Source organism: Micromonospora antibiotica (assembly GCF_017599305.1).
Taxonomy (GTDB): Bacteria; Actinomycetota; Actinomycetes; order Mycobacteriales; family Micromonosporaceae; genus Micromonospora; species Micromonospora antibiotica.
On record NZ_JAGFWR010000004.1, the window covers coordinates 72988 to 85575 of the forward strand.

Below are 12588 nucleotides of genomic sequence, written 5' to 3' on the forward strand. Positions count from 1 at the left end.
ACCTTGCGATCACGTGTATCCATGCTTCTCTGGGAGGACCTGGTACTCCGTGGGGTCACCTGCCGGTGCAGCAGACCCTTCCGCAACAGTGCAGCCATGAGTGACGAAGTCGCCGACCGCCTCACTCGCAACACCTACCGGGTGCTGATGACCCGGGGTATGCGTGGTGTGCTGCTCTCTTCCACGGATCCAGAGACTCAGGCGTTCCTGGCTGCCCGGATGCATGCCGGGGCATGGTCTTTCACCGGCTCCGGGGGCTGGGGGCTGACGACCGGTGGGCCGTGTTCTTGGCGGTACCCCGATCGTCTGGGCCGCCCCTTCGGCCACTGGCACACTGTGACGGCCACGCGCTGCGGGGCGGGACTCGGGCGGCGCGTTTCCGGCGGGAACCGGATGCCGAAGGAGGCACGTGTGCTCGGGTCAGGGGTTTGACAGACCCGGTCGCGCCCACATACCCCCGAGCGGTCGCTCGACTGGGGGGCTCAGTCAGTGTCAGGCAAGCCGTACCGCCCGTACGCCGCCGAACACGGACCCAGGGCGTCATCGTCGAGGTGGGCCCGGGCGGTGGCGCGGCCCAGATTCCACTCCTGCCACGCGTCGCGCCGGTTGGACCCCGACGAGGGTGCCGAGCCGCCGGTCAGTTCGTTGGTGATCGCCGCCAGCGCGCAGGAGCGGTACGGCTCCGGCAGCTTCTGCAACGCCGGAACGGCGTCGGCGGACAGGGTGCTGAGGTAGTACACATCGATCCCGTGCTTCCCGAACCGGTTCACGTTCTGTTCGGCGATGAACGCGTCGGGATTGAGCACGGCCAGGCCGAGTAGTGCGCCGACGGCTGCGGCGAGGGCGGCCCGGGGCACCCATCGTCCCCGCAGTTTGATCCCGGCCACCAGGGTGAGCAGGAAGAGCACTCCCAACCACAGTTCGCCGACGGTCACCAGCAACCGTTGCCGGGTGAACCCGTACGCCTGCTCGTAGGCCGCCATCCGGGAGAGGGCCGAGGCGACGATGACCAGGGTCAGGGCCGACAGCAGCCCCAGCAGCGCGCGCAGCAGCACCCGGTCGGGCACCGTGGCCCGGGGCGCGATCTGGGCCGCTACGCCCACCACGATCACGGTGAGCCCGGTGACCACCAGTAGCTGCCAGAAGCCGGCCCGGGCGTACTCGGCGTACGTCAGCCCGGCGGTCTTCGCCACGTGTTCACCGCCGCCGAACAGGACCGTCGCCTGGACCGCGACGAAGCCCGCGAACAGTGCGACCAGTGCGCCGACCGGAAGTGCCCACTCGACCCGGCGGACCAGTCCCAGCCGCGACCCCGGTTCGGGCACGGTCGTGCCGGTCAGCAGGCCGTAAGCCGCGACCGCCGTCACTACGACGGCGGCCACCGCCGACCCCAGCCACTGCACCCAGGTGGTGCCGTCGACCGAGGGGATCAGCACGGACAACACCTCGGCGAACGCCGCGTCCGCCTCGGCCAGCAGGAACCCGAACACGGCCAGCAACGCCACCGCTACCAGCCCGGCGATGGTGGTCCGCCGGGCCGCGCCCCGATCCTGAACGCGGATCCTGATCGCGTCCTTGAGTAGCCATCGCAGCGCGGCCGGCACCGAACCGACCACCCGCAGCGGGGCGGCCACCAGGCTGCCAGCCGACCAGCGATCGGCCAGGGCCACGCAGCCGACCACCCCAGCGGCAAGCATGCACAGGACGAACAGCCAGTCCGCCGCGCGCACCGCGCCCACGGCGATCAGCGCCACCACGGCCACGGCCTCGCCGGCCCGGACCGCGGCACGACCGGACCACGCAAAACCGCTGCCGGCCGAGACCACTATCGCGGCGGCAACGGCGAGAGCGGTCAACAGCCACCCGATGCCCGGCCGGTCCCACGACAGCGCGACGGCCGCCACGATCGCGGCGCCCGCGGTGGCGGTGATCGCCGCTCGGGGCCGTGGCGCGGGCGTGGTGCCGGGCGGCCCGGACTCGGGCGGCGACGACTCGGGCGGCGACGGCTTGGTCGAGGACGACGCTGAGGACGACGGCTCGGGTGGCTCGCTCGGTGGTGGCGTGGCGGTCGTGACGGGCAACGACATCAGATTCCCTTCGGACGCGGTGACGCGGCTTGCGGATCTGTGTCTAGTGGACGGCGGGTTGTCCGGCTTCGGGAGTGCGGTATGGACAAACAACAGTGGACAACCGATTCGGCCGCTTCAATCGTTCGAGGTTGTCCGGTTTCCGGATGTGGGAACTAAACAACCGTCGACCAGGCGATTCGACGACGGCCGCTGATAGCATTCGCATCTGTCGTTGGGGGTGGGAAATGCCGCGTCCGGAGCGGCCGGTGGGTCCGGGCGAGGGGCCGGCGCAGCGGTTCGCCCTCGCCTTACGGGAGCTGCGGCAGTCAGCGGGCAATCCGACGTACCGCGTGTTGGCCAAGCGGGCGCACTACTCGGCAACCGCGCTGGCGCAGGCCGCTGCGGGTGACCGGCTGCCGACCCTGGCAGTGGCGGTGGCGTACGCCCGCGCCTGCGATGGCGATCCCGAAGAGTGGACGGCCCGCTGGCGCAGTGCGGTCGCGGAACTGGACGCTGTGGCGCCACGGGCGACCGGTGCCCCCGATCAGGTCGGGGACCGGCCGCCGTACCTGGGCCTGGCCGCCTACGGACCCGACGACGCGGACCTGTTCTGCGGTCGGGACCGCCTCGTCGCCGACCTCACGGACCGGCTGGCCCGGCACCGGTTCGTCGCGGTGGTCGGGCCGTCGGGCTCGGGTAAGTCGTCCCTGCTGCGGGCCGGTCTGCTGCCGGCCTGGCGCGCGAACGAGGATCTGCGGACCGTGGTGATCACCCCCGGTGCCCACCCGGTGCGGGAGTTGGCGGACAACCCGGTGGCCCCGGGCGCCGACGGTCTGCTGATCGTCGACCAGTTCGAGGAGGTGTTCTCCCTCTGTGTGGACGAGTCCGAGCGGGAGACCTTCATCCGCGCGTTGCTCGCGGTGGCGGGCGAGGTGGGCGGCCGGACCCGGGTGGTGATCGGGTTGCGGGCCGATTTCTACGCGCACTGCGCCCGCGTGCCCGAGCTGGTGGCGGCGCTGCAGGACGCGCAGTTGCTGGTCGGCCCGATGACGCCCGAGGAACTGTCGGTCGCCGTCACCGAACCGGCGGCCCGGACCGGCCTGATGGTGGAGAAGACCCTCGTCGCCACGATCATCGCCGAGGCGGCGTCCCGGCCGGCGGTGTTGCCGTTCGTCTCCCACGCCCTGTGGGAGACCTGGCGGCGGCGGCGCGGCACCGGGCTGTTCCTGGCCAGCTATGAGGCGGCTGGCGGCCTGGGCGGCGCGCTCGCGCAGTCGGCCGATCGGATGTTCGGGGAGCTGGACGAGGAGCACCGCCGAGCGATCCGGCGGATCCTGCTGCGGCTGACCGCGCTGGGCGACGGCACCGAAGACACCCGCCGGCGAGTCGCCCGGGCGGAGCTCGGCGACGACGCCGTCACCGCGCACGTCCTGGAACGCCTCGCGGCGGCCCGGTTGGTGACGATCGGCGAGGAGACCGTGGAGATCGCCCACGAGGCGCTCATCCGGGGCTGGCCGACGCTTCGGGACTGGCTCGCCGCCGACCGCGAGTCGCTACGCGCCCACCGCCGCCTCACCGGTGCCGCCACCGACTGGGCGACGCACGGCGAGGACGACGCGTTCCTGTACCGGGGCAGTCTGCTCGCGGGCTGGGCCGACCGGGACATCGAAGCCCTCAACGGGACCGAACGCGATTTCCTCGCCGCCAGCCTGGCCCGGCAGACCCGCGACCACGCCCGCCGCCGGCGGCGGCTGCGGGTCACCGTCGGCAGTCTGGTCGCGGGCCTGGTCACGGTAAGCCTGCTGGCCGTCCTCGCCGTGGTACAGACCGTCACGGCGAATGCCCAACGTGACCTCGCCGTGGCCGACAGCCTGGCCGCCCAGTCGGTCGCGGTGCTGGCGACCCAGCCTGACCTGGCGAACCTGTTGGCGCTGGCCGGGCTCGGCCACTCCGTGACGGCGCAGACCGTGGCCAGCGCGCAGGCGGCGCTCTCGGCCCCGATGCACGTCGCGCGGCCACTGATCGGGCACTCCGGCGCGGTGACCGCCGTCGGGTACAGCCCCGACGGCGGCACCGTGGCCACCGGCGGCGACGACGGCACCGTACGGCTGTGGACCGCCGGCCCGACCGCTGTGCTCACCCAGGGCAGTGCCGTGACGGCGATCGCCTTCACCAGGGACGGACGCCTGCTGGCGACCGGGGGAGTCGACGGCACCGTGCGGCTGTGGGACGCGACCACCCACCAACCCCTCGGCACGTTGACGGGTCGTGCCGCAGTCAACGCGGTGGCGTTCCATCCGGACGGTACGACCATAGCGACCGGGCACGCCGACGGTGCCGTCCGGCTCTGGGACACCCGCACCAGCCTTTCCCGGCCCGTGCCGGTCGGCCACGACGGCCCGGTGAACGCGGTGGCCTTCGACCGCACCGGGCTGATCCTGGCCACCGGCGGGGACGACAACACCGCCCGGCTGTGGAACACGGCGACCCGTCAGACGACGATCCTCTCCGGCCACACGGGCGAGGTCTTCGCGGTCGCGCTGAGCCCGGACGGCACGACCCTCGTCACGGGTTCCGCAGACGGCACCGCGCGGATCTGGGACACCACGACCCACGAGTCCCGGGCCAGCCTCGTCGGGCACACCCGCGTCGTGCGGGCCGTGGCGTTCGGGGCCGACGGCCGCACCGTGGTGACCGGAAGCTGGGACGGCACCGCGCGGATCTGGGACACCACCACGCACCAGCCCCTGGCCACCCTCGTCGGCCACACCGACGAGGTGCTCGCCGTGGGAACGAGTCCCGACGGCACTACCGTCGTGACCGGCAGCCGGGACGGCACCGCCCGCACGTGGGACACGAGGACGAGCCGGTCCGTCGCCACGCTCGGGGGTCACACCGGCTACGTCGACGCGGTGGCGTTCAGCCCGGACGGCCGGACCGTCGCTACGGGAAGCAGGGACGGCACCGTCCGCCTGTGGGACACCGCCCGGCACGGTCAGCTCGCCGTCCTCGACGCCAGGGCCGGCTTCGTCTTCACCGTGGCGTTCAGCCCTGACGGTACGACCCTTGCCACCGGGCACAAGGATGGCCGGATCCGACTCTGGGACACCAGCACCCGCCAACAGAAGGCCACCCTCACCGGGCACACCGACGGCGTCGCCTCCGTCGCCTTCAGCCCCGACGGTCAGCTCCTGGCCAGCGCGTCCACCGACGGAACGGCCCGCTTGTGGGACCTGACCACCCGCCGTGCGTCCGCCGTGCTGACCGGCCACACCGGCTGGGTGGACGCCGTGGACTTCAGCCCCGACGGCAGCACCGCCTCGACCGCCTCGACCGACGGCACGGTCCGGCTCTGGGACTCTGACGCCGGCAGCACCATCGTCACCCTGGTGCCCAGGACCGGCCACCTGAACGCGGTGGCGTTCAGCCCGGACGGCCGGACCCTCGCCATCGCCCCCGCCGACGGCACCGCCCTGCTGTGGGACACTGCCGCCCGTCGAGTGGCGTCCGTCCTGATCGGACACACCGCAGAGGTGAACGCCGTCGCGTTCAGCCCGGACGGGCAGACCATCGCCACCAGCAGTCGGGACGGCACCACCCGCCTGTGGGACCGCGACAGTGGCCGGACGATCGTCGGTCTCACCGGTCACGTCGGCTGGGTCACGGCGGTGGCCTTCAGCCCGGACGGCAGGACGCTGGCCACCACCTCCTGGGACCACACCGCCCGCCTCACCCCCACCCCGGACACCTGGCCCGCCGAGCTCTGCCGCCGAGCGGGACGGAACCTGACCGACGGCGAATGGGCCTACCACGTCGGGTCGGAGCCCTACCGGCGTCTCTGCCCCGAGCTACCCTCCGGCCAGGGAGCCGACCCCACCGCACCCGCACTGACCTACCCCGACCTCTGGCCTTCCGCCGGTGGCTGACTGATTCGGCGTCTGCGCTGTTGGTGGGCGGCGCTGGTGCGGTGCCATGACGGCGTCGGGGTGCCGGGCCATCGCCTGCCCGGGGTGGTGGCCCGACCACCGAAGTGGTGCAGCACCAGCGTGCTGGTCACTCGTGCCCGAGCTCGGTGATGGCGGGCGTCTACGAGGCGCTCGTCGCTGGGTGGGCGGGTGTGGTAGCGGTCGCGGTCAGCACAAGGTCGTTAGAGTGCGACGCGTGGCTACCGATGGCGGAATCTATGAGCTGATGCGGCGCCACTGGTCGCAGGGGCGGCTGGTGTGTGTCGGCTTGGACCCGGATCTGTCGAGGCTGCCGGCGGGCTTGGCCACTCATGACGCGGAACGGGCAACGGTCTTCTGTCGCGAGATCGCCGACGCGACGGCGGAGTTCGCTGCGGCGTTCAAGCTCAACAGCGCGTTCTTCGAACGGATGGGCGTACCCGGGATCCAGGCGCTGGAGTGCACGATCGCCTATATCAAGCAGGCACACCCGGACCGCGTCGTCATCGTCGACGCCAAGCGCGGGGACATCGACAACACGAATCTCTACTACGCCGAGGCTGTCTTCGACACCTGGGGCGCCGACGTGGTGACCGTGCATCCGTACATGGGCCGTGAGTCCCTGGAGCCGTTCCTGCGGCGCGGAGACAAAGGGGTCATTGTGATGGGGGCGAACTCCTGCGCCGGGGTCGGGGAGTTCCAGGACCTGCCCGTCGGCTCCGAAGGCGTTCCGCTGTACGAGTACGTGTGCCGTCGGGTGGCAGGCAACTGGAACCGTCTCGGCAACTGCGCGGTGACCGCTGGTGCCACCGAGCCGGCCAAGCTCGCCCGGATCAGGCATGCCGTCGGCGACCTGCCCATTCTGCTGCTGGGTCTGGGCGCGCAGGGCGGGGATGTCGACGAGTGCCTACGGGTGGGCAAGGCGCAGGACTCGTTCGGGCTGATCGCGAACTCGTCCCGTGCCATTCTCTACGCTTCGTCCGGTTCCGACTTCGCCGAGGCCGCCCACCGCGCCGCGGCGCGTTTCAACCAGCGCCTCTCCGACGGCTGATACGACAACGCCCTGATGGAGAGCTTCTGGTCGACCTTGAAGATCGAAGTGGTCTACCGAGACTCCTGGCGGACCCGCGACGAGGCGGAGGACGCGATCTTCAGCTACATCGAGTGCTGGTACAACCGAAGCGCACAGTCGTAGTTGCCGTCGTCGAGCATGGGATCGGCGTCGCGGAGGTGGGCGTCGAGCGGGACGTCGTCCCAGGGTGCGGTCTCGCTCAACCGGAGCAGGTGGCGCTCCTGCTCCCGGCCCGTTCTGCTGCCCATGTACTGTGCGCGAGTTGCCTTGATGAGCTTCGGCGTCAGCACGGGGTGCGTGCCGGCCAGCGGGTCGTAGGCGCGGACCGTGCGGGCATGCTGCTTGCAGTAGTCGACGAAGACGCCAAGCGGGTCGTTCACCGGTCGACCGGCGACCTCGATCGGGGTCACTGTGGCACCTGCTTCCTGATTGCTCGGTGGAGTCTCCATCAGTTTCCAGCCTGCTTCCGTCCAATAGACCGTGCCGACCTCCCGGGCGACCATCGGGAGGAGCGCTCGGGTGACGACAGCCACCCGAGCGGGCGGTTCCGCGTCGGCTGTTGGTCCCGTTTGGCTGCCGCTTTCTCCGGTGGCAGCGCGCTCGTCACCGCATTTACTAGCATCACCGTTCCTTCATCGCCCGCTTGGGGCGCTCGGGTAGTCGGCCTCAGGGCCGGGACGAGGAGTCGGCGAAGCCTATGGTGGCCAACGGCGAGAACCAATTCGAGCGGCTGAGCGAGAGCGGGTACTACTCTGCCGTGGTCGCAGGAACCGGGCGTACCTGGACGTCGCGGTGCCCGGACCGGCCGCCACGGAGCGGGATTACTGAACCCTCTCCTGCCTGCCGAACACGAAGAGCAGCCCGCGCCGACTGTCCGCAGTGTGCATGCGGACGATGGAGGCGTTCGTTCTGCATCAACCGTTCGATCCGGCGAACCAGGACGTGGCCGAGGGGTTCGTCATCGTCAGGCGTTCGGTGCTCCGCCGGCACTGGTCGACCGGCCGAGCCCTGGCCCGGGAGTTTCCGGGCCTCACCGAACAGCGGTCGTACTACCGGGACGCGGGACCGGACCAGGCTCGGGTGTCCGGTCCGTACGACCAGTTGGTTGCGGCGTTCGCCGACGAGCGCTTCGCTGCCGCAGTCCGGCACCTGACCGCCGGCCTGCTCACCACGCGGACCATTCACGGCGCCGGGCACAGCCACCGGCTTGTCGACGAGGTGCTGGGCCGCGCGCGCCCGGAGGCGGAGTGGATCTATCCGGTGAACGACCGGACGGAGACGTGGGGCTACGACCAGGACGCGCCGGAGATGTTCGGCAGCGAGCCGGCCCGCCTCGGCGGGAAGCCGAACTGTAGGGAGCTTGGCCTGCCCAGGCCGGCACCGTTGCGCACCTCCTGACCGCCTACCGTCCGCACGACCGCCGCAGCGGGCTACGGTCCTCGCTGTCCGGTCAGCGCGTCGCGTCGCCTCTCACCGAACGCGGGCGATCAGTCTGCTGTTTCGAGCTCCGTGCTCCGGCTGCGGCACCGAGTCCACCCGCCCGTTTCGGGTCAGTGTCACGCGTGAGGGGGTGGCCTGAGCGGACCGCCTCACCCTCGACATCCCCGGCGGTGCCCGCCGCCTGCGCCTGTTCTACACGGTCCGGCCACGGCGGGGGAGTGGGAGTGGCCCGTGGTCGTTACCGAAGGTGCATGAAGATTCACTCAGGGCTATCGGGCTTGACGGGCGGCGTTGTAGCATCGAACTCGACCTTGGGAGACCAAGCCCCTTTCGAAGTGGTGATTGGCGTCCTGATTCGGTGACCTTGCCGGAATCGATGTGAAGGCGGGTAGGAATTCGGGAATTCCTCGCGATGATGATGTGAATTCATCCTGCCGTCTCGCGTCCTTCGGGCGCGGGGCAGGGCTGATCGGTGGTGCGGCGCTGCCCGTCCGCCGCCGCAGGACCGGGCGACCATCATAAATTAACCTGACCGAAACGCGTTTTGCGATCCGGCAACTGCCCTGGTAGTTCACTGAGAAGTGACTCTCTGCGAACCCGACGAGCTTCCCTTGATTTTTCGACTAATTCCTATCAGGATGGCTCATCGTAGGGCGTCGGAGTGGACGATCTCAGACACTTTGTTGATCTGGTGGAGGCCGATCAAGGCTGCCTGCCGGCGTATTGTGGGCCCGGTGCGGCGGCCCCGCCATAGAGTTGATTCCCGGTCGACACGGTGTGCTGGTAGTCGACTTCGGCCGGGAAGAGGATATCCGTCGCCGGGGAGATTCCCGGCGGCAATTCACCTTCGATGGGAATGCTGAGAATAGGCCCGGAGTCCGGGTCCGAGGTATGGGTCGGGCGAGCGCGTGAGCTGAGCCTCGCGCAGACAGCGTTGACCCGGCTGGCGCGGGGGACCGGCTCGGTGCTCCGGTTGGTCGGTGAGCCGGGCATCGGCAAGACCGCGCTGCTCACCATCATCGCCCGGGCCGCGGGTGACCGCGGCTACCAGGTGTTCCACGCCGTCGCCGACCAACTTTCCCAGCAGTCACCACTGAGCGTCCTGCTCGCCTGCCTCGGAGTCCGGCAGCGGCCGGACGACCCGTCCCGGGCGGAGATCACCCAGACCCTGGTCGGCCAACCGCCGGTCTTCCCCGCCAACGGGCCGGCCCTGGCTGCCGTGGCCGAGATGCTGGTCTCCCTCGTCGACGACCTGTGTACGGCGGGCCCCACCGTCCTGATCGTCGACGACGCGCACTGGATGGACGAGGCATCGACAGTGGTCTGGCGGCGCCTGGCCGCGAGCACCGAGCATCTGCCCCTACTCCTGGTCGCCGCGCACAGTCAGGACCCGTCCCGGCCGACCCGTACCCCGGCCAACGCCGGCCGGGGCCACGAACACCTGCTGAGCCTCGTGCCGCTGGACGAAGCGGAGGTCTCGCAGTTGCTGGCCGGGCTGCTCGGTGCGCCGCCCGGCCCGACCCTCAGCCGGTGGTCGGGTGCGGCGGTGGGTAACCCGCTCTACCTGCGTGAGTTGGCCGACGTCCTGGTGCGGGAGGACCTGGTCCAGGTCGTGGCGGGACACGCGGACCTGCGTGACGACGACGACCGGATATCTCCGGCCCTCACCGCCGCGTTGACCAGCCGGCTCGGCCTGGTGCCGGACGCCGGGGACGTGTTGCGGACCGCCGCACTACTCGGCACCGAGTTCACCGTCACCGACCTGAGTGTCGTGCTGGGGCGACCGGTGCGGGTCCTCGCCGACGTGCTGCAGCGGGCCGTCGCGGCCCGGATCCTCGCCGGCACCGGTGAACGCATGACCTTCTGCCATCCGCTGATCCGCCAAGCCCTGTACGACGCCGTCGCGCTGCCGTTGCGCCGGGCGCTGCACCTCGACCTGGCCCGGGAGTTGGCCGCCGCCGCCGCCGAACCGCTCACTGTGGCACACCAACTGGAAGCGGCGGGCGGCGTCGAGAACCGGTGGGTGCCCGACTGGCTCTACAGGTCCGTCCACGTGTTGGCGGATGCCGACCCGGGACTCACGGTCCGGCTGCTGCGCGCACAGCTCGGACAGCTTCCGGCACAGGACCCGCACCAGGCTTCGCTGAGCGTCGCGCTGGCCCGCTCACTACAGCTGCTGGGCCGGTGGGAGGAGGCCGCCGACCGGGCCCGCGAGGCCCTCGCGTCGTCGACCGGGCTGGACGCGCACGGCGAGCTGCACTGGCTGCTGATCCGTGCGCTCAACAACAGCGGGAAGACCGACGAGGCCGAACTGATCCTGCGGCAGGTGCTCACCCGACAGGCGATACCCGAACCGTGGCGCGGACGCCTTCTGGGCACCCTGGCCCTGATCAGCCGGGCCGGCACCGGCGGGCCGAACGATGCCGAGGCACTGGCCGGTGAGGCCCTCGACGCCGGCCGCCGATCGGGCGACGACTGCGCGATCGCGGGCGCCAACGTCGTGCTGTCCCTCACCCGCTCCGACCGGCGTGACCACCCGGCCGCACTGCGGTACGCCGAACAGGCGCTCACCGCCCTCGTCGGTCACCCCGACCACCCGGAACTGGAGATGTTCGCCCTGCACTGCCGCGTGGTGAGCCTGCAGAACATGGCCCGGTGGAGGGAGGCCGAGCGGGTGCTGCGGCTGTCCCGGGAGATCCGCAGCCGGGCACACGACGTCGCCGCCGGGTCCATCGGCGTCACCGAGGCGATGCTGCACTACTGGGTCGGCCGCTGGGACGAGGCGTTGACGGCACTGGCCCCGGTGGCTGACGACCCCTGCGGGCCATTCTATCCGGGTCTGCACCGGGGTGGGCCTGCGCTACTGCGGCGGGGCGTCACCGCGCTGATCGCCGTCCGGCGCGACGACCGCGCGCTCGCCGAGGCGCACCTGCGCTCCGACCCGGACGCGCCGGCCGACCGCAGCACCGACGAGGACAGCGAGGGTTTCCTCCTCGCGGCCCGGGCCGTGCACGCCGAACAGCAGGGCGAACCGGAACGGGGCGCCGCCCTGCTCGCCACGATGCTGCAGCACCGCCCCGACTCCGGGACGGGGCCCCACCATCCGTGGTTCGCGGACCTGATCCGGATGGCGTCGGCCGGCACGGACTCCTCGACCGTGACGGCCGTCCTCGAACGGACGCGGGTCTGGACCGAGGCCGAGAAGACGCCGGGACGGGCCGCGACCATGCGTCAGCGCTGCGTGGGCCTCGCCACCGAGGACCCCGAGCCGCTGCGCACAGCCGTGCAGCACTACCGGTCGGCCGGCCCCCGGACCGAGTTGGCGGCGACCCTTGAGGACCTCGCGGTAGTGCTGGCCGGCCACGGCGCGACCGTCGAGTGCCGGGCGGCCGCCACCGAGGCGGTCGGCCTGTATACCCGGATGGGCGCGACCTGGGACGTCCGTCGCACCGAGGCGCGGCTGCGGGGCAGGGGCGTACGCCGAGGGGTCAGCGGCCCCCGCGCAGTCCGGCCGGTGTCGGGCTGGGCGGCGCTCACCGCCACAGAACGGCGCGTCGCCGTCCTCGTCGCCGAGGGCCGTTCGACGCCCGAGATCGCTGCCGCGATGCTCCTGACCCGCCGGACGGTCCAGACGCACATCTCCCGCGCCCTGCACAAGCTCGGGCTGCGCAGCCGTAACCAGATCGCCCGGGAGGTGCTCCGCAACGCGGGTTCCCGATGACGGATGACTCGGCGACCCTGGGTCGGTTTTGTGGGTCAGCTGACGCATGTCTCGTTCGTCCTCCCCGGGGAGGCTATCCGCATGACCGTGTCCCCCCAGCCGGACGACACCACGACCCCCCGCACCACCGTTCTGATCGCACTCGAAGGCGGCCCGGCGAGCCTTCCGCCCGAGCTTCGCAGTCAACGGATCTCGCCGGACGCACCGAAGGTGAAGGTCCCGCACCACGGTGGCTACGAGCATTTCGAACGCTCCGACGACGGCGACGGTGAGCCGCTCGTCTTCCGCTGGGCGTACCGGTCGCGGATCGCGGAATAGCCGGCCGGGAACCTGCCCCGGCCG

9 protein-coding genes and 1 pseudogene are annotated in these 12588 nt (G+C 71.2%); 8 read left to right on the plus strand and 2 right to left on the minus strand.

All coding sequences use genetic code 11. From position 1 onward, the window contains the following. The first annotated feature begins 96 nt into the window (after positions 1 to 96). On the plus strand, positions 97 to 432 hold the full coding sequence (locus JQN83_RS10420) for a DNA/RNA helicase domain-containing protein (protein WP_244252185.1): 336 nt from the start codon (positions 97 to 99) through the stop codon (positions 430 to 432). 50 nt (positions 433 to 482) lie between these two features. Here JQN83_RS10420 and JQN83_RS10425 read toward each other — a convergent pair whose 3' ends face one another. Further along, the gene (locus tag JQN83_RS10425; protein WP_208566903.1) at positions 483 to 1904 is read right to left on the minus strand and encodes a DUF4153 domain-containing protein; all 1422 of its coding nucleotides are present in this window, start codon (positions 1902 to 1904) and stop codon (positions 483 to 485) included. Between the two features lie 16 nt (positions 1905 to 1920). Between JQN83_RS10425 and JQN83_RS10430 the strand changes: the two genes are divergently transcribed. From JQN83_RS10430 to JQN83_RS10445, 4 genes and pseudogenes are all read left to right on the plus strand, one after another. Then, on the plus strand, positions 1921 to 2283 hold the full coding sequence (locus JQN83_RS10430) for a hypothetical protein (RefSeq protein WP_208566904.1): 363 nt from the start codon (positions 1921 to 1923) through the stop codon (positions 2281 to 2283). A gap of 31 nt (positions 2284 to 2314) precedes the next feature. Beyond that, positions 2315 to 5995 (plus strand): WD40 repeat domain-containing protein, encoded by a 3681-nt coding sequence (locus JQN83_RS10435; RefSeq protein ID WP_208566905.1) that lies wholly within the window; start codon positions 2315 to 2317, stop codon positions 5993 to 5995. Between the two features lie 235 nt (positions 5996 to 6230). Next, the gene (gene pyrF, locus JQN83_RS10440; RefSeq protein ID WP_208566906.1) at positions 6231 to 7064 is read left to right on the plus strand and encodes an orotidine-5'-phosphate decarboxylase; all 834 of its coding nucleotides are present in this window, start codon (positions 6231 to 6233) and stop codon (positions 7062 to 7064) included. A gap of 3 nt (positions 7065 to 7067) precedes the next feature. Continuing rightward, positions 7068 to 7193, plus strand: a pseudogene (locus tag JQN83_RS10445) (IS3 family transposase); the annotation flags it as partial. Here the strand turns inward: JQN83_RS10445 and JQN83_RS10450 are convergent. Further along, complete coding sequence (locus JQN83_RS10450; protein ID WP_208566908.1) at positions 7169 to 7495, minus strand: hypothetical protein; 327 nt, start codon at positions 7493 to 7495, stop codon at positions 7169 to 7171. The pseudogene JQN83_RS10445 and the gene JQN83_RS10450 overlap by 25 nt on opposite strands. A gap of 484 nt (positions 7496 to 7979) precedes the next feature. Between JQN83_RS10450 and JQN83_RS10455 the strand changes: the two genes are divergently transcribed. The 3 genes from JQN83_RS10455 to JQN83_RS10465 all read left to right on the plus strand — a co-directional run bounded on the left by JQN83_RS10455 (position 7980) and on the right by JQN83_RS10465 (position 12564). After that, on the plus strand, positions 7980 to 8483 hold the full coding sequence (locus JQN83_RS10455; RefSeq protein ID WP_208566909.1) for a hypothetical protein: 504 nt from the start codon (positions 7980 to 7982) through the stop codon (positions 8481 to 8483). 898 nt (positions 8484 to 9381) lie between these two features. Then, positions 9382 to 12246, plus strand: a complete 2865-nt coding sequence (locus JQN83_RS10460; RefSeq protein WP_208566910.1) for an ATP-binding protein — start codon at positions 9382 to 9384, stop codon at positions 12244 to 12246. An 81-nt stretch (positions 12247 to 12327) separates the two neighbouring features. After that, positions 12328 to 12564, plus strand: coding sequence for a DUF5988 family protein (locus tag JQN83_RS10465; protein WP_208566911.1), 237 nt, complete (start codon positions 12328 to 12330; stop codon positions 12562 to 12564). The last annotated feature ends 24 nt before the right edge of the window (positions 12565 to 12588 follow it).

Excerpts from the sequence above, each read along its gene's own strand:
- JQN83_RS10420 (WP_244252185.1), top strand. The coding sequence starts at position 97 with ATGAGTGACGAAGTCGCCGACCGCCTCACTCGCAACACCTACCGGGTG.
- JQN83_RS10435 (WP_208566905.1), top strand. The coding sequence starts at position 2,315 with ATGCCGCGTCCGGAGCGGCCGGTGGGTCCGGGCGAGGGGCCGGCGCAG.
- JQN83_RS10455 (WP_208566909.1), top strand. The coding sequence starts at position 7,980 with ATGGAGGCGTTCGTTCTGCATCAACCGTTCGATCCGGCGAACCAGGAC.
- JQN83_RS10460 (WP_208566910.1), top strand. The coding sequence starts at position 9,382 with ATGCTGAGAATAGGCCCGGAGTCCGGGTCCGAGGTATGGGTCGGGCGA.
- JQN83_RS10465 (WP_208566911.1), top strand. The coding sequence starts at position 12,328 with ATGACCGTGTCCCCCCAGCCGGACGACACCACGACCCCCCGCACCACC.